Annotated in this window: 20 protein-coding genes; 14 read left to right on the plus strand and 6 right to left on the minus strand. The window is 31.0% G+C overall.

Annotated elements, in window-relative coordinates; all coding sequences use genetic code 11:
* Positions 1–18 precede the first annotated feature (18 nt).
* From WDZ41_03295 to WDZ41_03345, 11 genes are all read left to right on the plus strand, one after another.
* Complete coding sequence (locus WDZ41_03295) at positions 19–1,347, plus strand: nucleotide sugar dehydrogenase (GenBank protein ID MEX0940359.1); 1,329 nt, start codon at positions 19–21, stop codon at positions 1,345–1,347.
* A complete protein-coding gene (locus WDZ41_03300; GenBank protein MEX0940360.1) occupies positions 1,348–3,522 on the plus strand; it encodes a bi-domain-containing oxidoreductase in 2,175 nt (724 codons plus the stop codon). It begins immediately after the preceding gene.
* Positions 3,519–4,877, plus strand: coding sequence for a glycosyltransferase family 39 protein (locus tag WDZ41_03305; protein ID MEX0940361.1), 1,359 nt, complete (start codon positions 3,519–3,521; stop codon positions 4,875–4,877). The genes WDZ41_03300 and WDZ41_03305 overlap by 4 nt, the downstream gene beginning before the upstream one ends.
* A 13-nt stretch (positions 4,878–4,890) precedes the next feature.
* Positions 4,891–5,610 carry a polyprenol monophosphomannose synthase gene (locus WDZ41_03310; protein ID MEX0940362.1) on the plus strand — a complete coding sequence of 240 codons (720 nt, stop codon included), beginning with the start codon at positions 4,891–4,893 and terminating at the stop codon, positions 5,608–5,610.
* Between the two features lie 18 nt (positions 5,611–5,628).
* The gene (locus tag WDZ41_03315) at positions 5,629–6,663 is read left to right on the plus strand and encodes a mannose-1-phosphate guanylyltransferase (GenBank protein ID MEX0940363.1); all 1,035 of its coding nucleotides are present in this window, start codon (positions 5,629–5,631) and stop codon (positions 6,661–6,663) included.
* Positions 6,664–6,736: 73 nt separating this feature from the next.
* Positions 6,737–7,894 carry a GDP-mannose 4,6-dehydratase gene (gene gmd / locus WDZ41_03320; protein MEX0940364.1) on the plus strand — a complete coding sequence of 386 codons (1,158 nt, stop codon included), beginning with the start codon at positions 6,737–6,739 and terminating at the stop codon, positions 7,892–7,894.
* Positions 7,891–8,865, plus strand: coding sequence for a GDP-L-fucose synthase (locus tag WDZ41_03325; protein MEX0940365.1), 975 nt, complete (start codon positions 7,891–7,893; stop codon positions 8,863–8,865). Before gmd ends, WDZ41_03325 begins: the two co-directional genes overlap by 4 nt.
* Positions 8,862–9,701, plus strand: coding sequence for a glycosyltransferase (locus WDZ41_03330; protein ID MEX0940366.1), 840 nt, complete (start codon positions 8,862–8,864; stop codon positions 9,699–9,701). Before WDZ41_03325 ends, WDZ41_03330 begins: the two co-directional genes overlap by 4 nt.
* A gap of 16 nt (positions 9,702–9,717) precedes the next feature.
* On the plus strand, positions 9,718–10,767 hold the full coding sequence (locus tag WDZ41_03335; GenBank protein ID MEX0940367.1) for an ankyrin repeat domain-containing protein: 1,050 nt from the start codon (positions 9,718–9,720) through the stop codon (positions 10,765–10,767).
* A gap of 20 nt (positions 10,768–10,787) precedes the next feature.
* The gene (locus WDZ41_03340) at positions 10,788–12,182 is read left to right on the plus strand and encodes an ankyrin repeat domain-containing protein (GenBank protein ID MEX0940368.1); all 1,395 of its coding nucleotides are present in this window, start codon (positions 10,788–10,790) and stop codon (positions 12,180–12,182) included.
* Positions 12,183–12,229: 47 nt separating this feature from the next.
* A complete protein-coding gene (locus WDZ41_03345; protein MEX0940369.1) occupies positions 12,230–13,900 on the plus strand; it encodes a glycosyltransferase family 2 protein in 1,671 nt (556 codons plus the stop codon).
* On the opposite strand, the gene WDZ41_03350 is transcribed toward WDZ41_03345, so the two are convergent.
* On the minus strand, positions 13,880–14,551 hold the full coding sequence (locus WDZ41_03350; protein ID MEX0940370.1) for a glycosyltransferase: 672 nt from the start codon (positions 14,549–14,551) through the stop codon (positions 13,880–13,882). The two genes, WDZ41_03345 and WDZ41_03350, sit on opposite strands and share 21 nt — an antisense overlap.
* Positions 14,552–14,678: 127 nt before the next feature.
* On the opposite strand from WDZ41_03350, the gene WDZ41_03355 reads away from it, so the two are divergent.
* Positions 14,679–15,620: a glycosyltransferase family 10 gene (locus tag WDZ41_03355; GenBank protein ID MEX0940371.1), complete on the plus strand. Its 942-nt coding sequence runs from the start codon at positions 14,679–14,681 to the stop codon at positions 15,618–15,620.
* Positions 15,617–16,474 carry a glycosyltransferase gene (locus tag WDZ41_03360; GenBank protein ID MEX0940372.1) on the plus strand — a complete coding sequence of 286 codons (858 nt, stop codon included), beginning with the start codon at positions 15,617–15,619 and terminating at the stop codon, positions 16,472–16,474. The genes WDZ41_03355 and WDZ41_03360 overlap by 4 nt, the downstream gene beginning before the upstream one ends.
* On the opposite strand, the gene WDZ41_03365 is transcribed toward WDZ41_03360, so the two are convergent.
* Entirely contained in the window at positions 16,469–17,986 is a 1,518-nt protein-coding gene (locus tag WDZ41_03365; GenBank protein ID MEX0940373.1) for an Rne/Rng family ribonuclease, read from the minus strand. The genes WDZ41_03360 and WDZ41_03365 overlap by 6 nt on opposite strands.
* 169 nt (positions 17,987–18,155) lie before the next feature.
* Between WDZ41_03365 and WDZ41_03370 the strand changes: the two genes are divergently transcribed.
* Positions 18,156–18,770, plus strand: a complete 615-nt coding sequence (locus WDZ41_03370) for an OmpA family protein (GenBank protein ID MEX0940374.1) — start codon at positions 18,156–18,158, stop codon at positions 18,768–18,770.
* A 31-nt stretch (positions 18,771–18,801) separates the two neighbouring features.
* On the opposite strand, the gene WDZ41_03375 is transcribed toward WDZ41_03370, so the two are convergent.
* Genes WDZ41_03375 through WDZ41_03390 form a run of 4 tightly spaced genes read right to left on the minus strand, consistent with a single transcriptional unit; the run spans position 18,802 to position 23,284 of the window.
* Complete coding sequence (locus WDZ41_03375; protein MEX0940375.1) at positions 18,802–18,954, minus strand: hypothetical protein; 153 nt, start codon at positions 18,952–18,954, stop codon at positions 18,802–18,804.
* Positions 18,955–18,976: 22 nt separating this feature from the next.
* The gene (locus tag WDZ41_03380; GenBank protein MEX0940376.1) at positions 18,977–20,416 is read right to left on the minus strand and encodes a family 1 glycosylhydrolase; all 1,440 of its coding nucleotides are present in this window, start codon (positions 20,414–20,416) and stop codon (positions 18,977–18,979) included.
* A 27-nt stretch (positions 20,417–20,443) separates the two neighbouring features.
* Positions 20,444–21,901 carry a family 1 glycosylhydrolase gene (locus WDZ41_03385; protein MEX0940377.1) on the minus strand — a complete coding sequence of 486 codons (1,458 nt, stop codon included), beginning with the start codon at positions 21,899–21,901 and terminating at the stop codon, positions 20,444–20,446.
* Positions 21,902–21,904: 3 nt separating this feature from the next.
* Positions 21,905–23,284 (minus strand): family 1 glycosylhydrolase, encoded by a 1,380-nt coding sequence (locus WDZ41_03390; protein MEX0940378.1) that lies wholly within the window; start codon positions 23,282–23,284, stop codon positions 21,905–21,907.
* Positions 23,285–23,301: the final 17 nt, after the last annotated feature.

The following is a 23,301-nucleotide window of genomic DNA, read 5'->3' on the forward strand; positions in this document are numbered from 1 at the left end:
TCAAAAAAAGGATTGAGTATGAAAAAAGTCTGTGTTATTGGACTTGGATATATCGGATTACCAACTTCTTTAATCGCGGCAGAATATGGTTTTGACGTGATTGGCTTTGATGTAGATCAAGATCGGGTTGCACGCATTAATATAGCAGATCCGGTTATTGAGGAACCAGAAATCAAAGAAAAATTAAAAAATATTTTAGCTAAAAAAAAGTTTCATGCTACAACCAAAATTCAAGAAGCCGATTATTTTATAATTGCGGTGCCAACACCATTTTTAAAAGATAAAAAGGCAGATCTTTCTTATGTTTGGGATGCAGTAGATTCAATAAGCCTTGTATTAAAAAAAGGGGCTGTTGTTATCTTAGAATCAACCGTTCCAGTTGGAGCAACGGCACAGTTAGCACAAAAATTAGAACAAAAAACGTTATTAAAAGCAGGCATCGATTTTTTTGTTGCGCATTGCCCAGAACGAGTTTTGCCTGGTAATATTTTTCATGAACTAGTACATAATCCTCGTATTATTGGTGGTATTAATGAAGAATCGGTTGATCAGACAAAAGAGTTTTATAAAAAATTTGTCAAAGCATCTTTGTATTTAACAAATGCTACTACTGCTGAAATGGTTAAATTGGTAGAAAATAGCTCCCGGGATGTATCCATTGCTTTTGCAAATCAAATAGCAGCCATGGCATATAAAGCAGGGCTTAATCCATTTGAGGTGATTGAATTAGCAAACAAGCATCCACGAGTTGATATTTTAAATCCATCATGTGGCGTTGGTGGTCATTGTATTGCTGTAGATCCATGGTTCTTAATTGAGACCTTTCCTGAGCAAACACAATTACTAAAGGCTGCTCGTGAAATAAATGATTTAAAGCCTTTGCAAGTTGTTAAAGCAACGAAAAAATCTGTTGAAGAATGGAAAAAAGATAATAAAAATCATATGCCCTGCAAAGTTCTTATTCTTGGCTTAACGTACAAACCAAATATTGATGATTTGCGTGAATCGCCAGCTCTGCAAATTGCAAAGCAATTATCTCAAGATACCGACATAGATTTGCTTATTTGTGAGCCATTTGTAAAAAATGAAACTATTAATACCTTATTTGGGAAATATTCAATCTCATTTAAAGAAGGATTAGAACAATCAAATATTATTCTTTGTTTAGTAAATCATACACCATTTAAAATTATAAATAGTGCCACGATATCAAATAAAATGATTCTTGATTATTGTGGTCTTTTATATAAACCGCACATAAAAAACCAAGATCAGGAGCAGCTTTTTTGGCCAGCCAGTACGGTATCAATAAAGCCTATAATTGATCATGTCCAAGGAGATTTATAAATGAGACAAGTATTTTTAGAAAAAGGCTTAGTAAAAATTAAAGAAGTCTGTGAACCACTTTTAGATGATAATATCGTATTAGTTTCGGTGCGATATTCTTGTATCAGTCCTGGAACTGAAGGATCTACTATTGCACAAGCCCAAGGAAATGTTTTAAGTAATTTACCATTAAAATTACCAAAAGTTTTAGTTTCATTGGCTCAACATGGTATCGAAGGCACTAAAGCCTTAATACGAGAACGATTAGCAGGAAATTTGCAATCACTGGGCTACTCTTGTTCAGGGAAAGTAATTGCAGTTGGCAAAAAAGTAACACGCTTTAGGGCAGGTGACCTTGTTGCATGCGCTGGCGCAGGATATGCGCATCATGCAGACGTTGTTGCAGTTCCTGAAAATTTAGTAGTTCTTGTGCGTGATGAAAAAAATTTACATGATGCAAGTATGACTACGCTTGGTGCTATTGCAATGCAAGGAGTACGGCGTGCACAAGTGCAAATTGGTGATGTAGTATGCGTACAGGGGCTTGGCCTTCTTGGGCAATTAACTATTCAAATGCTTAAACATGCAGGATGTACTGTTATTGGCATTGATCTTATAAAAGAAAGATTGACTCTTGCCAAAAAGTTGGGAGCTGACGTTGTATTACATGCAACCGATGACAATGTTAAAAATGAAATTAATTTTATTACTACACATTATGGTGTTGATTGTACCATAATTACTGCAGGCTCTAAAAGTGATAGTATCGTACAACAAGCAATGGAAATTACACGTAAAAAAGGCCGCGTAGTAGTAGTTGGCGATGTTGGATTGCATTTACAACGAAGTCCATTTTATCAAAAAGAAATTGATTTTCTTATTTCATGCTCATATGGTCCTGGAAGATATGATAATGCCTATGAGCAAAAAGGAATTGATTATCCATATCCTTATGTTCGTTGGACAGAAAATAGAAACATGCAAGCATTTGTACAACTTATTGAAAAAAAACATATTGATATACAAAGTTTAATTTCTCAAACAATTAATATTGATGAAGTTAATACGGCATATGATCAATTAAAACAGCAACAAACATTGGCAATTATTTTATCTTATGAAGATCAACTCGCAGTAGAAACTCCAAATGAAAATGTTAAAGATGTTAAACTTGATGAGGAAAATAAATTAGTTAATTTTAAGCCAGCAATTAAAGATACCATCCGTGTAGGAGTAATTGGTGCCGGTGGATTTGCAAAAGTAAAATTAATGCCAATTATTTCACGTATTAAAAATATCAAGATTAATGCAATTGTAGATTCAAATGCGGCTAATTCAATCACGACCTCTAAGGTTTATGCGGCAGCAAAAGCGCTTACTCATGATACCAAATTATTTGAAGAAGATTTGGTAGATGCAGTATTAATTGCATCACCACATAAATATCACTGTGACCAAGCTCTTTCGGCATTACAAAATGGTAAAGCAGTTTTTTTGGAAAAACCAATGGTTACAGATTTTGAACAACTCAATAAATTTAAAGCACTTTTTAGTTCGTATCCAAACATGCCATTTTGCGTTGATTATAATCGCTCATTTGCGCCATTTATGCAAAAAATTAAAACCTTTGTGACAGAACGTAAGTCACCGCTGGTTATTCAATATCGTATGAATGCAGGTTTTATTCCAAAAGATCATTGGATTCAAACAGAAATAGGTGCAGGGCGTATTATCGGTGAAGCGTGTCATATTTTTGACTTATTTTATTATTTGACTGATTCAGAGCCTGTTTCAGTGTCAGTTGAAACAATAAAACCTTCAACAGAAAATATTTTTCCTACCGATAATTTTTCGGCTCAATTTAGTTTTGCTGATGGTTCACTTTGTACATTATTATATACTTCATTAGGACATAAAGAAGTAAGCAAAGAACGTATGGAATTATTTTTTGATTCAAAAACAATATTAATGGATGATTACAAAGTACTCCAAGGTTATGGCTTATCTAGTACGCTTAATGAAAAAGTTATGATTCAAGATAAAGGGCATGAAAATTTATTAAAAGAATTTTTCAATGCACTAAAAAAAGATCAATTTATCCCACCAATTACGCAAAAGCGTCTTGAACGGGTTGCTGAAATAACTTTAATTGTTGATCAACTTGCATGCCAAGGAGGCGGAGAAGCTGCACTATGATGCAAGTATCGCATAAAAATATATATATTTTTTGCATTATTTTTTATGTTTTTGCTTCTTTTTTTCTTTATTTTATTGCTGCAAATAATTATGATGCACATTTAGATTTGGATTCTCCTGGCTACATTCGTGTTGCACAGCAATTTGCACAGTCAAATATATTAATTGATCCTGCACGAGGAAATATTATTCCTGTGCAGACGGTGGGGTATCCATTATTTTTAGGTGTTATTTATAAGTTATTTGGTCAGAATTTTAGTTTTATAATTATATTACAGGTCCTTTTAAGCATGGGCATTGCTTGGTTATTATATTCAATAGCTTTCATGCTTTTTAATGCTGAAGTTGCATTAATTACTGTTATACTTTGGGCAATCAATTTAGGTTATTTGGTTTTTAGTCAATTTATTTTAACTGATATTTTATTAGCAATATTAATTATCGCAGGTTTACAGCGTTTTTTGTCTTTTTTGCTTTTTTCAACCAAAAAAGCTTTGATACAATCGGCAATTATTTTTGGTATATCATTAATTGTTAAGCCTGTAGCATTATTTTATGTATTTATTTTGTATTTTTTCCTTTTATGGAAATATAAAAAAAATATAGTATATGGATTAAAAATTGTTTGCTTATTTGCAATTTGTTTTTACTCATTTGCAGGCAGTTATATGATTTATAATAAATCTATGTTTGGTGCATTTACTATTGCTCCCGTAATGAATGAAAATATTTATTATTATTTTTTAGCACGGATAACAGCACGAGTAGAGAATATTTCATATCCTCAAGCTATTAAGAAAACTGCCCAGTTATTTGAAGGAAAAGATCATAATGATGTTTTCCGATGGCAGTTAGCGCGTGAAAAATTATTTAACTATTTTTTTCAAAAACCCACTCTTGTTATTGGCATATGGCTTAATAATATGCTCAAGACACTTGGTGGTTTTTATACCAGTCAATTAAAATTTTTAGTTAATCCAGCACTTAAAGGAATCTCAACCTCTTTTTTTGAAAAAAATGGTTCGTGGTATGATTGCATAAAAGCTTATATTTTTGATGGCACCAATAATCACTTAGTGCAGAGTATTTCTTTTTTATATTTGATTTGTGTTTTTTTTCAATTTTTTTTAATTATGAGCACATTATGTATTTGTTTAGTACAAGGTAGATTTTTTTTAGCCAGTTTTTTTGGATTAACTATCTTATATTTTGCGTTTATTACTGGCCATGATGGATGTGCTCGATACCGTATAATGTTTGAAGGGCTTTACCTTTTACTTGCTGCACTTGGCATTTGGCTATTATGGGAGTACATTCAACATAGAAAAATTCGAATACCATCTCAGCTCTCATAAAAAAGGAGGGAATATGCAAAAAAATGAAATCTTAGTGTTTATTCCTACGTATAATGAACGAGAAAATGTTGAAAAACTATATCAAGAAATTAAAAAATATAACCAAGCAGTAGATATATTATTTTGTGATGATAATTCACCTGATGGCACCGGAGAAATCTTAGATAATCTTGCACAAAAAGATACTAGTGTTCATGTTATTCATCGATCGGCAAAATTAGGCTTAGGCACTGCACATGTTAAAGCGTTTGAGTTTGCACAACAATATAAATATCGTCATTTGATAACTATGGATGCTGATTTTACTCATCATCCTTCTTATATTTCTGCCATGCTTCAAAAAAAAGATGAGGCAGATATTGTCATCGGTTCTCGTTATGCACATGGTGGTAGTATGAGTGGCTGGGGATCAATACGGCTTCCATTTACTTATTTTTGGCGCAACATGATCAAAAAAGGATTAGGAATGCATTATGATTGTACTGGTGCATTTCGTTTATATAATGTTTCTCAGTTAAAACCAGAATTATATCAAAAATTCAGCTCAAAAGGGTTTTCTTTTTGCATGGAATCTTTATATCGAATGCATCAATCTGGTTTTAAAATTATGGAAGTTCCTATTAAAGCGCATAATCGTATGCACGGCAAATCAAAGCTATCAGTACAAATTATGAAAGAAGTTGCGCTAACTTATTTTAGATTATTATTCGAGCGCAAACCAAGAAAAAAATAAAAATAAATTGGAGTAGTTATGAAGAAGCACCAATATATTGTTATTTTAGCTGGCGGTAAAGGAGAGCGTTTATGGCCACTTAGTCGTGAAAAATGGCCAAAACAATTATTAACAATCGATAATTCTTCTTTGTTAGATCATACTATTGATCGAGTACAATCATTAATCCCTAAAAGTAGATTATTTATTATTACTACGGAATCTCAAAAAAAAACAATAAAAAAATTAGTTGGTCATCGTATTGGTGGAATTATTGTTGAGCCAGAATCATGCAATACGGCACCTGCTATTTTACTTGCTTGTTTAAAAATTTTCGAAAAAGATGCGTATGCAACAATCGGTTTTGTGCCAGCAGACCATTTTATTCCAGATCATAATGCTTTTGCGCAAGAATTTAAACATGCTTTAAACCACGCAACGCAAGAAAATAAAATCATTTTGCTTGGTATCAAGCCTAACTGGGCTGCAACAGGGTATGGTTATATTGAATATGAATATCAAAAAAATAAACTTGATAATATAACGCACAAAGTAATTAGATTTCATGAAAAACCAACGATAAAGACGGCTCAATATTATGGTGGTTTGCCAAATATGCTTTGGAATGCTGGTATGTTTTGTGCAAATATATCAGTATTTTTAAAAGAATTTGAAAAACATGCGCCAAAATTATTAAAAGCAGTACAAGGATATTTAGCTAGTAGCATAGAATATAATCTTTGTGAAAAAATATCAATTGATTATGCATTGCTTGAAAAGAGCACAAATATATCAGTATTGCCAGTGAATTTTTTATGGTCTGATGTGGGTAACCTTGAAATTTTTCTTTCTTTAATTAATCAAAATGTAGCGCAAAAATTACCAATAATAAGTATAAATGCCAAAAATAATATTATTAATATTTCGGATAAATTAGTGGCATTAATTGGAGTAAATAACTTATGTGTTGTAGAGACCAATGATGTATTGCTAATAGTGCAAAGAGATAAGACGGATAAGGTAAAAGATGTGGTTACAAAACTTAAAACACAAAAAAATGAAAAATATTTATAAAACAGTATTCATTTTACTTTTTTTAATAACTCAGATGAAAATAATGTCGAGCCATGAAAATGAAGAGTGTGAAATGAAAAGAAAAAAGGCATTAATTACAGGAGTAACTGGGCAAGATGGTGCTTATTTAGCTGAATTTTTACTCCAAAAAGGTTATGAAGTTCATGGGGTAAAGCGCCGTTCATCATTATTTAATACACAACGTATTGATCATTTGATTCAACGCATAAAAATGGAAAAAGACAAGCAATTTTTTCTTCATTATGGTGATATGACCGATGCTTCAAATCTAATATATTTAGTTCAAAAAATTCAACCTGATGAAATTTATAATTTAGCAGCACAATCCCATGTAAAAGTATCTTTTGAAATGCCTGAATATACTGCACAAGCAGATGCACTTGGTGCATTGCGATTATTAGAAGCAATACGTATTCTTGGTCTGACAAAAAAAATTAAATTTTATCAAGCATCTACTTCCGAACTTTATGGGCGCGTTCAGCAGGTACCTCAAGATGAATTAACGCCATTTTATCCGCGATCTCCCTATAGCGTATCAAAATTATTTGCCTATTGGATGACGGTAAACTATCGCGAATCATATAATATTTTTGCATGCAACGGTATTTTATTTAATCATGAATCACCGATTCGTGGTGAAACATTTGTTACACGAAAAATTACGCGTGGGGTAGCGCGTATAGCATATGGCTTGCAAGATGTTTTATATTTAGGAAATCTTGATGCTAAACGAGATTGGGGCTATGCAAAAGAATATGTAGAAGCAATGTGGTTGATTTTACAATATTATGAACCACAGGATTGGGTCATTGCTACCGGTAAAATACATACTGTACGAGAATTTATTGAACGTGCATTCGATTATGTTGGTATTAAAGTTGAATGGCAAGGATCAGGAATTGATGAAAAAGGATATGATAAAAAAACAGGTAAGTGTTTAGTAGAAATTGATCCGCGTTATTTTCGCCCCACGGAAGTTGATCTTTTGATTGGTAATGCACAAAAAGCTGAAAAATTACTCGGTTGGAAGCCAAAAACTACTTTTGAACAGTTAGTGGATTTAATGGTAGAAGCTGATTTAAAGGAAACGGAAAAAGAATTACATAATAAAGAAATTTTATTTAAGGTAAGTACCAAAGATTCCAACAAACAAGCATATAATTGTGTAAATCAAAAAGAAATATTAAAAAATATGCAAGGGGATTTATGAAACACGATGCTAAAATTTATATCGCAGGACATCGTGGATTAGTTGGTTCAGCATTACTAGAAACATTAAAAAAAAATAATTATAACAATATTATTACTCATGATGTTAATACGTTAGATCTTAGAAATCAGCAAGCAGTCAATGCTTTCTTTGCAAAAGAGCAACCAGAATATATTTTTTTAGCTGCAGCAAAAGTTGGTGGTATAAAGGCCAATACTCAGTACCCAGCCGATTTTATTTATGATAATCTCATGATTGCTGCTAATGTTATTCATGCCGCATATTTGTTTAGCGCGAAAAAATTACTTTTTTTAGGTTCTTCTTGTATTTATCCACGGTTATGCTCGCAGCCTATAAAAGAAGAATATTTATTAACGAATCAATTAGAAAAAACTAATGAGCCATACGCAATTGCTAAAATTGCTGGGCTTAAGCTTTGTGAGTCATATAATAAGCAGTATGGCACAAACTTTATTGCATGTATGCCAACTAATTTATATGGCCCGCGTGATAATTTTGATCTTGAATCTTCCCATGTAATACCAGCACTTATAGCAAAAGTTGATCAAGCAAAAGATAATAAAAATCCATCACTTTTTTTGTGGGGAACCGGAAAACCGCGTAGAGAATTTTTGTATATTGATGATTTAGTCGAAGCACTTTTACATTTAATGAATAATTATAATAAATCAGCACTTATTAATATTGGTACTGGAAAAGATATTTCAATTGCTGAACTAGCAGGGTTCATAAAAGAGATTGTCGGATATAAAGGAAAAATTTGCTTTAATCAAAATCAACTTGATGGTACACCGCAAAAATTATTAAATATTGATCGTATTGCAAAATTAGGTTGGCATGCAAAAACTTCTTTAAAAGAAGGATTGCAAAAAACGTATGAATGGTATTGCATGCATAAAAAATATAAAGAAATATTAATTAAAAGGCCGAATAAAATTGTAAATTCATGAAAAAAATAAATTGGGCAATATTAATTTCATTAACTTTACTAAGTATGAGTTTAATAACTTATCAAGTTTTGATAGATTATGTTGATTTTGATGAATCAATGAAAAAAAATGAATATATGCATATTGTCAAACAAAATAATTTTTTTGAGCGAACTTACAATTTATTGAAACAATTGTACGAGAAAAATAATCCACAAAAAATAAAACAGAATAATACAATACGTATTCCAAAAATTATTCATCAAATCTGGCTCGGTAGCCCGTTTCCCGAAAAATATAAGCAATGGCAAGCAAGCTGGAAAGAGAAACATTCTGATTGGGATTATAAATTATGGACGGATGCAGATGTAGCTACTTTTAATTTTATAAATAAGAAATTATTTGATGCTGCAACTAATTATGGTGAAAAATCTGATATCTGGCGTTATGAAATTTTGGAGCAATATGGCGGAGTATATGTGGATACTGATTTTGAATGTTTAAAAGCTTTAGATATTTTACATTATATGTATGATTTTTATATTGGTATTCAACCATTAGATACTAATATAGTTCAATTAGGTATAGGCATTATTGGTTCAATTCCGCATCACCCATTACTCAAGCAAGCGATAAAGCAATTACCAGTTTATCAAAGCAAAAAACAAATCATTCTTAAGACAGGTCCAATTTTTTTTACTAACATTTTCTTGAACTATATGAATCGATTTGACTATCTTGATATTGCATTACCAGCAACTTATTTTTATCCATTGGGTTATATAAAAAAAGATGATGGATGGCAAAAATCAGAATCATTTGCAGTGCATCATTGGGAAGGTAGTTGGTTAAAATAAAAAAAGGAATAATGAAGTGAAGAGAAACCTATTGTTTTTTAGTTTATCAATATTTATATTATTTAGCTTGAATTCAGAAATGAATGGAATGATGAAAGGCGAGGACGCAAAGGTAAATTTTGATATTGCAATCAATACAGGTAATAAACAGTTACTTAATTCCATTAATCTTAAATCTATTTCTCAAGAAGATCAAAATGAAGCATTATTAAAAGTTGCTGAAAGACCTGCCCTAAAATATGTAGAAATTGCTAAAATTTTGATTGAAAATAAGGCTGATCCAAATACAACCGATCAATTGGGGGCAACTCCTTTAATGAGAGCTGCTGAAAAAGGTTCACTTGCTATTGTTGAATTATTATATGAAAAAACACGAAATCCAAATCAATTGGATAAAAATCAATTTAATGCAGCTGATTATGCTTTTTTTGGTAAAAATGTACAGGTTTTAAATTTTTTGATAAATAAAGATTTTTATCCTAATACTATAAGTCCAACTAAAGTAAATGAATTCTTAGACAAATTTAATTACGAAAAATTATTTAATCAGGCAGTTGAAGATGGTAATTTAAATCAAGTAAAAACTTACATAAAAGAGATATCAAAATTAGAAAATGCACAAAAAATAAAAGATGATGCTTTATTAAAAGTTGCTCGTGAATCGGATTCAAAATATGTAGAAATTGCAAAAATTCTTGTTGATAATAATGCTAATCCCGATACCATTAATCCAGTTGGCAACACACCACTTATGACTGCAGTTTCTAGAGGCTCATTAGAAATAGTTCAATATTTGCTAAAGGTTACTAAAAATAAAGATCAAATTAATCGCTTGAAGCATAATGCTATCAATTTAGCCTATTTAAATAAGAACAAAGAAAAATTAAAATTACTTTGGGATGCTGGCCTACGGCCGACTGGTAATATAACTGAAAATCAAATAAAAGAATTTTTAGATATTGAAATAATTAGACAACCAGTAGAATATTCTTCATTAATCAAAAATCTTATTAATTTACAAAAAAATCTTATAGATCTAAATAGCTTATTGAAAATATTTGCTTAAAAAATAAAAAAAGGGAACATATGAAATTATTATTATTATTTAGTTTGTTAGTTTTTTCCGGTGTTAATTATGCGCAAGCTCCAGGGGCCAATGAAAGCTTTTTAAAAGCAGTAAATGAAGCAGATTCTGAAAAAGTTGAAAAATATATAGATCAGGTTAGTAGTGAGGTAAAAAATAAAGCCTTATGGAATATAGTTGATAAGAAAGAACCCGAGTACGTGAAGATCGCAAATTTCTTGCTAGGAAATGCTGCTGATCCAAATTATGTAGATCCGACATTAGACATGCGGATACTAGTAAAAGCAGTAAAAGATGGTTCAGCTGATATGCTCAAAACTATATTAAAAAGTCCTAAATTAAAACTGAATATCACTTATGGCCAAAAGACACTCATAGAACTTACGGCAGACAAAGAAAAAAACTCTCTTTTAATTGTTTATGGATACGATCCACGCATAGCTGAAACAGTAGCCATGACTATTAATGATGCAACTTTTATAGGATATATAAAAGGTGAACAATTTGAAGAAGCAAAGGAAGTGCAAAATGTTAGCCACAAAGCAAAAAATAAAGCTTTGTGGGATATAGTTGCAAAAAAAGGCAAAGGTTATCTTGATTTTGCAAAGTTTTTAATAGAACTAAAAGATGGACCAAGTGTCAATTTAAGGGAAGTTAACAATGTTACTCTTTTGATGCGAGCGGCTGCAGTAGGCACACCTGAAATGCTGAATCTTTTGTTAGAAAAAGTAAACAATATTACATATTTAGAACAAAAAGATAAATCAGGAAAAACAGTACTTGATTGGGCAGAGACTAAAGAAAAAAAAGATTTAATAGAACGAAAAATCATTGATTTAAAAAATCCACAAGAGGCATTTCAAAGAGGAATAAGAGGAGGACATATAGGTTTGGTAGAAAAGACAATAGATCGTATTATTAGTGAAAAAACTAAAAGTGATGCATTGCTGTATGTTGCTGCTCAACCTGATCCGAAATTTGTGGATATTGCAGAAATTTTAATAGATAAAGGTGCAGAAATAAATGCACAAGATCAAAATGGCAATACACCATTAATTTTGGCAACGCTTAATGGAAGCTTATCAATGCTTGAGTATCTTTTAAGTGTACGGGGAGGAAACCCGAATCTTACAAACCAATCTAGAATGAATCCATTGGATTATGCGTATGAATCTTTTAGTAAAGAGAGATATTTAATAAAAAGAAAAAAGCTATTTTTAGAAAAAATGGAAGCATTAAGAAGTGCTGGAGCAAATCCTAGTAAAATTGCATTAGAAAAAATAGAAAAAATTCTTAAAGGAGATTTGCCGCAAGATTTTGCACCACTTTTGAAAAATCTTAATGATTTACAAAAAAGCCTTGAACAGCTAATTAATCAATTACAAAAAGTAGCTTAGTTTTATAAAAAGCCTGGATAAACTCCAGGCTTTTGTATTGTTTTGAAATGATTAAATATTTTATTTTTTTTACATTTATTTTTAGTACGGCCATTTTTTGCTTTGAAGAAAAACCAATTGTGGTAGTAATTCCTTCATATAACAATAAGGATTGGTATAAAAGAAATTTATCATCTTTATTGTCTCAAAATTATACAAATTTTTGTGTTATTTATATTAATGATTGTTCATCCGATGACACGGGTAGTTTGGTTCAAGAATTTTTAGCAGCACATGATAAAAATAAACGTGTGCAATTAATTAAAAATAAAGCAAGACGTGGCGCACTTGCAAATCATTGGATGGCGATACAATTAATTCCTGATAATGCAATTGTAGTACATCTAGATGGCGATGATTGGTTTGCACATGAAAATGTTTTGAAACGGATCAATCAAGAATATCAGGATCCTAATGTATGGATGACTTATGGACAATATATCGTACATCCGTCAAAACAGCCTGGCCATTGCCGATCATTGCAACCAAATATTGGAGCAGAAAATAAATGGCGTGATAGCTTATTACTTCATTATTCACACCTGCGTACTTTTTATGCATGGTTATTTAAACGTATTAAACTTGATGATTTGCTTATTAAAAATAATTTTTTTCCGGTAGCGTGTGATAATGCCTTTATGCTTCCAATGCTAGAAATGGCAGGGTCTCATGTTCGCTTTATTCCTGATATTTTATATGTTTATAATCAAGAGACGTCATTAAATGATTATAAGAATCATCTGAATGTACAACTTAATATTGCACAATATATTCATAAAAAACCTCGATATATGCCATTGAATAATGATTTATATAAATCAAAAAAATATGATCCTACCGTTGATATGCTTATTTTTTCTTTTGATAGGCCAATGCAGCTTTATGCATTATTAGAATCTATCGAACATTATATTAAAAATATACAAACAATAAATGTTTTATATCGTGCAAGTAATCGTGATTTTGAATATGCATATGAAAATTTAAAAAAATGTTTCCCCTGTATTTGCTTTGTACAACAATCAGAGAAAAATCCTCATGCAGATTTTAAAGAAAAAACACTGGATTTAGTTTTTGCACGCTCAGATAATTATATTCTATTTGCGGTTGATGATATTATTGTTAAGGATTACATCGATCTAAAGCAATGTATTGATATTTTAGAACGTATGCATGCATATGGATTCTTTTTGCGACTAGGAAGCAATATAACTCATAGTTATTTATCAGATCTTTCAAAAAATAATGATAACAAAGTCCCACCATATCTCGAGATTGAGCCAAATATTCTTGCATGGCAATTTCGCTATGCAAAGCATGATTGGGCTTATCCAAATACATTGGATATGACATTATATCGAAAACGAGATATTGAATCAGTGCTCCGGCAATTATCTTATACCACACCAAATACATTAGAAGGTCAATGGTATGGGAGTACCGATTTTTTAAATATAGGAGTATGTTTTAAGCAATCAAAAGTAGTTAATATTCCATTGAATATTGTGCAGGAAGCAAAATACAATAGGATAGCTAATAAACATGTTATATACAAAAGTACGCTTGATTTATTACAAAAATTTAACAATGGATTAAAAATTGATATTAACCCATTATATAAATTTGCAAATAATTCAGCTCATATAGATTATGAGCCATCATTTATTTTGCGCTACTAGTTGTTGTTTATAGAGATATATATATTTTTTTTTTACTAAATTATGTTCTTGTAATGCTAATGGATTTTGCTGGTTTGTTGAAAGACCATATGGATTTTTATAATAAATACCAAGTGGTAAAGGGATACGCTTAAAGCTGGCACCACCAAAAGCAGCACGGATCCATATTTCCCAATCACCTGCTATTTTATACGATTCATCAAAATAACCAAATCGATTGTGCAAAGATTTACGCCACATTGGATGATTATTTGGCACACAATCAATTAATAATGCTTGTAAACTAAAATTTCTTTTTTTTACTTGCTTGAATTGATGAGAGTTTTCAAGATTATCATTTGGTGTGCAAGTAATATAAAAGTCTGAATACACTAAATCAATTATTGGATATCGATCTAATATATTCATATATAATTCATAGCAATATGGAACAAGACGATCATCAAGATTTGCATTAATTAAATATTCACCTTTCGATTGATTGATTGCATAATTCCAAACAGCATAAATACCAGGATCATGATCAAGTCTTTCATAATAAATATTTTTATATGATTGTTGATATTTTTTAATAATAATTTCTTCATTTCCGGGAGAGTTTGCATTAATTAAAATTAATTCGCAGCAATCAAAAACAGTTTGTTGAACAATATTTTTTTATATCTTATTTATTCCTTTTAATACAATTTTTTCTACCGAAAAAAACGTCTATATAATACCGTTTGCTGGTTTTGAACAACATGATTTTATGTTTGATTTACAACAGCGTGATGAGTGTATGAAGTCATTTTATATGTTACGTATGGCATTACAAAAATTAGGATATAAAGTAGAGGTTACTTTATTGAATAAAAAATTAGAGAATATTGCTGTAATTATTTCATGTGATATTCATAATGCTAATATCTTAAAAAAATTAAATGAATACCCAAAAGAAAAATGTTATCTATTTTTATGGGAACCACCAGTAGTTAAACCATTTTTATATAATAAAAATCTTCATCAATATTTTTCAAAAATTTTTACAATGGTTGATTCATTAGTTGATAATGAACGGTATTTTAAATTTTATTATCCGCAACCATCATTAAATATAATTGAAAATATTGTGCCATTTGAGCAAAAAAAACTATGTACATTGATTGGATGTAATAAAGCATCAACCATTAATGGTGAATTATATTCTGAACGATTGGCAGTAATACAATTTTTTGAAAATCTAAAAACGAATGATTTTGAATTTTATGGTGTTGGATGGCCATCATTCTTACATAATTATAAAGGAGCAACTGGCACAAAAAAAGAATGCTTGAAAAACTATAGGTTTTGTTTTTGTTACGAAAACACCAAAAATCTAAGCGGTTATATTACTGAAAAAATATTTGATTGTTTTGTAGCAGGTTGTGTACCAATATACTGGGGTGCATGCAATATTGCAGACTATATTCCTAATAATTGTTTTATAGATCGAAGAAATTTTCAAAATAATAAAGAACTATATATTTATTTAAAAAGCATGACTCCAGCAGTATATCAAAAATATATTGATGCAATAAAAAAATTTTTAAAAAGTAAACAAGCATTTTTATTTTCTACCAGCTACTTTGTAGATTCTATCTTATCTCTTATTAATCCAAATTATGACTTATCAATTATTTTTATAAAAGAAGAGCAGATCAAATTAAAGGAAACAAAAAAAATGAGAGACAAAATCTTATGAAAAAAAATTATATTTTTTTGTTTTTATTTTTCTTTGTAACTAATGCTGAGCAATCAAAACTGATATCAATTAATTTTGATATATCTATGAATGGGCCAATATCCTATGGCTTTAATGATCCACAAGATTATTTATGGCTTACCTTTTGGCGTTCATTATATGAAAAATATAATTTATCTATTATGCCACCATTATCAGAACTTCGTATTCCCAAACTTATTCATCAAATTTGGCTTGGAAGCGAATTTCCTGAAGAATATCGAGAATGGCAAGCAAGTTGGTTGCAGATACATCCTGATTGGCAATATAAATTATGGACCGATGAAGATGTAAAGATGCTTAAGCTTTATAATCAAAATTTATTTGATAATGCAGTCAATTATGCACAACAATCAGATATTTTGCGCTATGAAATTTTATATCGATTTGGTGGTTTATATATTGATATTGATTTTAGATGCTTAAAGCCTTTTGATGTTTTGCATCATTGCTATGATTTTTATATTGGTATCATGAGTACCGGCACTGTTGATTTAGGGATAGGGTTAATTGGTTCAAAACCGCATAGCCCTATCTTAAAAGAAGTAATTAAATCTATGTGCGCAAAAAAAATCAAATCGTATCAAGATATTTTATCAGCAACAGGGAACCTTCATTTTATGAAAGCATTTATGCGAAGTGCTTCTCAATGTAAAGAACCAATTATTACTTTTCCGGCAAGCTTTTTTTATCCTTCTCCAAATAAGGCACGCTTTTTAACTAAAGATCAGCAAGATCAATATATTCGACCCGAATCATTTGCCATTCATTATTGGGCATGTAGTTGGCAAAAAAAAGAAGCTTTATGCTCATGAGCTTCTTATATTTTCAATCTTATAATTAATGATGCCAAGAGAATCATCACTTGCCAGAGTAATTTTGGTATTGAATTCTTTTTCCAATGCAAAGATGCTATTATATTCAACGGTGGTTATATATTCAAACATGTTTGGATTGAGCGAAATAATAACAGCTTTGTTTTTATGTTTTTCAAGTTCTTTTTTTATTTTTGCTAATAAAGTATAGCATTGGGTTTGCAATGATTTTACTACGCCCAAGCCATGACATTTGATGCAAGTATCCATCAGTTCTTGCAACAAAGTTTTGCCAGAACGTTTTCTAGTCATTTGCAGCAAACCAAACTCAGAAACTTTTAAAAGAACGGATTGGAATTTATCACGCTCTTTGAGGGTTTTTTCAAAAAATTTTAATAATTTTTGTCGATTTGCAGCAGTTGCCATATCAATAAAATCAATAACAATTAAGCCGCCAATATTGCGTAAACGTAACTGTCTGACTACTTCTTCAGCTGCTTCTAAATTTGTTTTTAAAATTGTTTCTTCTAAATCAGCTTTGCCAATATATTTTCCAGTATTAACATCAATAACGGTCATTGCTTGCGTTTGTTCGATAATAATTGAGCCGCCAGATTTTAAATTAACTTTTATTGATAATGCTTCTTCTATTTGTTTATTAACTCCTAAGCGCTCAAAAATATCTTCTGGGCCAGAATAATAATGCACTCGTTGTGTAAATTCTGGGGCAATTGTTTTTACAAATTTATAAATTTCTGCTTGTTCATGTTTATTATCAATAATAATATCTTCCACATCTTCATCTAAATGATCTCGAACGATGCGTAATGGAATTGGCAAATCTTCATAAATTTTTTCTTGGGGTTGTGCTGCTTGGTACCTTTTTAAAATGGTATTCCAAGTGGTAACCGAATATTTAAGATCACGGAGTATTTCACGATCACTTTTGCCTTCAGAAGTAGTACGAATAATTGCACCCATTCCATCTGGTAAATTACTAATCAATAGTTCTTTTAAACGATTACGCTCGTCTCGGTCTTCTATTTTTTTTGAAATAGCAATACGTGGAATATTTGGCATTAAAACAATAAATCTTCCCGGCAACGTAAAGCAAGTTGTAAGTTTAGCTCCTTTTTCATATACCGGCTCCTTGCTTACTTGTACAAGAATCGCTTCACCTTCTTTTAAAATTTTACTAATGTTAAGCGTTGGTGACCGTTCTTCTCTTGTTGTTTTACCTGGAATTTCTTCTACTTCGACTGTTTGGCTCATTCGTTGTAAAGCAAGTTCGCGATCAATTTCAGAAATATGCAGAAAACCAGCTTTTTCTTGACCTATATCTACAAATGCGGTTTGAATTCCTGGTAAAACTTTATTCACAATACCTTTAAAAAAAGATCGTTCTAAAGGTTGAGTAACTGGTGAAGAGAAATAAATATTTTGTAACTCACCATCTCGTAAAATTGCGACTTTTGTTTGCCAAGGATTCACCTTTACTATAATTTTCTTCATTTATTTTTTTTACCCCTAACTAACCGTTAGATGATTTGTTTATTAATTTTGTCTTATTTTAAGTATACTCAATCTGTTTGCTAAAGAGTAGGCACAACAATAATAAGTAGAAAATTAACCAAAAGTATGGTAAAATTTTTGAAAAAAATTAAACCAAGGAGACAAAATAATGAAAAAAATATTATTTTCCCTTTCTTTCAGCTTAATACTTATCTTAGCCAGTTGTCGTGATGAGAAACAGTTTACAAAACCAATGCAAAAAAGTAAAAATATTGCGATTCCAATACCAGAAGATGATACTATAAAATTAAGCTTTTTTGATGATCAAGAGGTTGGCGATTTTGATGATATGGAATCTTTTGTGCTTGACGATTCTCAAGATGATAAAAATTTGTCGCTGGTAGAAAATGAGGCATTATTTGGATTGCAAGAATCAGAACAAAATAAACAAATGCGAGTAGTATATTTTGATTATGATAGCCGTAAACCAAGAGCTGATCAACAAGAAACAATGCAAATGCTTTCTGATAATATTAAACAATGGACCAAAAAAGGATATAAGGTAGTCTTTAAAGGACATTCATGCTTATGGCATGGTACGCGTGCCTATAATCTTGCACTCTCGGGCCAACGGGCACAATGCCTCGCTGATATGTGCCAGATACCAAAAGATAATCTTAAAGTATTTGGCGTAGGCAATGAGGAGCCAATGGTTTTTGATAACAAAACAAAAGAAGAACAAGGAGCCAATAGACGGGTTGAAGTATATCCGATTATTGCATAGAGCTTTAATGGCTTGCTTTTAGCAAAAAAAATTATACAGTGCGCATGCAAATTGCCATAAAATTGATACCGTTAATTTTTATAGGTGTTTGTATGTGCACTGTATTTTTTAACACTAAGGCACAAGATGGTTGATCTATCTTTAATTGAGCCATTTGATACCGCCAATTGGCAATCGTACTCATCAATTTTGATCAATTTTAATCATTATGAATGAGCAATATTTGTATTATTTGAGCTTCCTAAAAAATTAATAAATGGTTCAAAGCTCTTGCATAAGATTCTTTCTTTCGTTATTGATGCTAAGTCAACAGAGTAAATACCCATTTTGCTATCAGTATTGTTTTTCCACGAAAAAGAGTCCATGAGTGTCCACCAAAAATAACCACGAATATCAATTTTTTCCTTCAATGCTAATTGAACCACCCATAGATGTTTTTTGAGATAAATATTTTTAAAAAGATCTTCAGGGTCATTCATGCCATTTTCAGCGATGTATAATGGCACACCTAATTGAGCGGCTCTTTTTATAGCTCGATATAAACCTTCAGGATAACATGAACGTTCTTTTTTATTTGTAGTGAACATTTCTTCAGGCCGTTTATATTCTTTGCAATTCAATATAACCGTATGTGTATAATAATTAACGCCAAGAAAATCTAATGCTTTGATTGCTTTTTTATTATATTTCTTAACTCGATATCCCCAATAAAAATGCCCTGTTTTAAAATAGTTTAATGTTGCCTCATGCAGTAAATAATTAAATCCTTTGCAAATGTAACGATCTAATGGGTGTAGGCTATAATAAGGATCTAAAGGTTGAAATACTTTTGGGAAACCGACTTGTGCTTTAGGATTAATTTCTTTAAAGCGATGATAAATATCAATATGTGCATCGAGCATATTGCGGACTACTTTTCCACATAGCTTGAGATGCCATTTTTTAAACGGTGGATATTTGCCACGAAAATAACCTTCTAAAGCATAACCAACTGGTTCATTGAATGTCATCCACATGTCTACTTTATTATTGAGTTTTTCAAAAACATATTCAGCAAATTCAACAAAATCCGGTATATTTTTTGCTTTTTCGAAAGCACCTTTTTGATCAAACCATACTGGCCAAGCATGATGGAATAAACATGGAATAGGTTTAATACCATACTTAATTAATTCATCAACTAAATCGATATAATGTTGCATAGCGTCTTCATCAAAAATTCCTTCTTGCGGTTCAATCTTACTCCATTCTATAGAAAAGCGATAACTATTAAGTTTGGCTTTTTTTATAAGTTGTACATCTTCTTTGTATCGATCGTAATGATCACAAGCAGTGCCTGGTTGCGGAATGGCAGCATGTTTTATTTTTGAATCTACTTTGCAATAACCGCCATCACATGCAGCATGCATAGTCCAACTATTTTCACAATGAGTGTTATTTGCTGATTTTGTTCCTTCAATTTGAAATGCGGAAGTTGCAGCACCCCATAAAAAATTTTGTGGGAAAGATAATTTATGCCAAAAATTTTCATCAGCTAATGCATTTTCATGCCATTTGAAATGCGTTTCTTGATACCAGTCATAAGAAAAAGCAGTAAATGAGCATAATGAAAAAATTGAGAGATATAATATTTTTTGTATATTCATGAAACAAGTACTCCATTCAGAAAGAAATTATTTTATTTTATTTAAAAATTGCACTAATGGTTTTGCGCCATCACGTAAGCTCCGTTCATAGGTTTCTGGATTTACCTGATAAATACCATATTTAGAGCCGTATCCTTTTTTCCATCCTAAACTATCAAGTAAAGTCCAATAATGATAACCACGAATATCGAATCCATCAGCAATTGCTTTATTTACTATGTATAGATGTTTTTTTATAAATTCATTACGTATTTGATCAGTCGAATCAGCGATGCCATTTTCAGTTATGTAAATTGGCAATCCTAATGTTGCTGCTTTTACAATTGATCGATAGAGGCCTTCAGGATAAATAGCATTATTATTATCAGGTGCTTGCTGCTCACTTTGCCGTGCTTTGAGCGTGCCAATATTAGTTGGCCCAACTTGGATAATCTCATGCCTATAATAATTTACACCAATAAAATCTAAAGAATTTGGTGCTTTATTGTTTTTTTCATTAACTAAGCCACCAAACCAATTAAAATGACCATTCTTAAAGAAATTAAGTAGACTATCATGCAATAAAGCATTGCCTGTTTTGGCCGCAAAAATTTCTAGAGGATTCCAGCTATTATATGGATCTAAAGGATGAAACATGTTTATGATACCAAACTGAATATTTGGCCTTTTTCTTTTGAATTCTTTATAAATATCTATATGAGCATTGAGCATATTTTTAAGAACGATGCCGGGCTGTTTAAGGTAATCAATGAGGTTATAAGGATTTAATAAAACATCAGTAAATTTTTTGAGTGTTTTATGTGGCGGATAAGTACCGCGAAAATAACCTTCCATAGCATATGCAACTGGTTCATTATAAGAAATCCAATAATCTACTTGTGGAAGATTATCAAAAACATAATTGCAAAAGCGCACAAAATATTGATTGTTTTCTGCTTTTTCAAATCCTTCTTTTTGTGCAAACCATACTGGTAGTGTGAAATGAAATAAACAAACCCAAGGCGCGATATTATATTTTTCCAGTTCTTTAACTAAATCGATATAATGATTCATGGCTTCTTGATCAAATTTTCCTTCTTCTGGTTCAATTTTATCCCAAGGGATTGAAAAACGATAAGTATTAAATCCTGCTTTGGCGATGAGTTGTACATCTTTTTTAAATTGATTCCAATGATCCATGCCTTTAGTGTTTTTAAAATATTCACCTAAAACAGGATCTTCCGTCCAATTATTTTTTACAAATTGATTATGATGCGTTTGTACACCTTCGATTTGAAAAGCAGAAGAAGCTACGCCCCAAGAAAATTTTTTAGGAAAAGTAAGTGAAGACCAAAAAGTGGCATCATTTAAATCTATTGTTTGCCAATCAAGTTTTTTTTCTTTGTTCCAATCAAAAAGCAATTTTTTTGAAGAAACGCTTATTGCGATACAACTAAATACCAGACTCAGAATAGTGAAAAATATAAACTTTTTTTTACAATTCATAACTTAAACTCGATTTAATAATTTTTGCTCAGCAAGAAAGTTGACGAATGGTATTGCATCACTTCTCAATATTTTACTTTTATTTCTAGGATCAAATTTATACAATCCATAACCAGATTTATCCATAAACGTCCAATAAGCGTATCCTTTAATAGGAATACCGTCATTAATCGCACAGTTGATTATATAAAGATGTTTTTTGATAAATTCATTACGCAAAGAATCATTTGGGTCGGCAATGCCATTTTCAGTAATATAAATAGGGACATTGAGTTCTTGTGCTTTTAAAATTGCACGATATAAACCTTCAGGGTAAATAGCACGGCCAAGTTCTGTTTTTGATTCATACTCTCGCGCCTTTAAGCGTTTGTGAGAAAAATAACCAGTAGCTTGAATAAGCTCATGGCTATAATAATTTACCCCGATATAATCAAGCGCTTGTGTAGCATTAGGATTATAATCATGCATAAGCCAGAACCAATTAAAATGGCCTGTTTTAAAAAATTCAAAAATAGAATCATAAATAATATGATTTGCTCCTTTTATGATCAATTTTTCAGCAAATAAATCTTGGTAGCTATCAAGCATATGAAACATTTTTACAAAACCAATTTGTGCTTCAGGATTTTTTTCTTTGAATGCTTGATAAATATCTACGTGAGCATTAAGCATATTTTTAAGAACGGTTCCAGCTTGTCTTAAATAAAAAAATCCTTTTCTATATGGCGGATATTTAGCGGTATGATACGCTTCCATTACATAAGCAATTGGTTCATTATAGGTAATCCACGTGGAAACATATTTATTTAAATTATCAAATACAAATTGGGCAAACCGAATAAATTTTTGCATATTTTCTGATTTTTCAAAACGTCCTTGATCTGCAAACCAAAGTGGCAATCTAAAGTGAAAAAGACAAACAATTGGCTCAATATTTTCTTTTCTCAAATATTTACATAAATCGATATAATGAGTTATTGCCTGTTCATCGAATTGTCCTTCTTCTGGTTCTATTTTTTCCCAGGGAATATTAAAACGATATTGATTGACCCCTAATTTTTTGAGGAGTTCAATATCTTTAATATAATCATTCCAATTATCACAACCTTCATCAAATTCTCGATCTGGATTGTTGATGGTATAATCATTTTGAATGAATTTCCCACTATGAGTGCTCGTACCTTCAAGATCAGATGCTTTTGTAGCTACGCCCCATTTAAAATTTTTAGGAAAAGTGAGTGAAGACCAAAATATATCATCAGATAAATTAACAGAATCCCAATCGAGATGAAACTCTTGTTGCCAATTGGTTGCCAATGGATTGGCATTTAATATAAAAGAAAATATTAAAAGTATTCCAGAAAAAAGCTTAAGTAATTTCATAGTGTCCCCATTTATTT

This window comes from Candidatus Babeliales bacterium (assembly GCA_040879965.1).
Lineage (GTDB): Bacteria > Babelota > Babeliae > Babelales > JACPOV01 > JBBDJI01.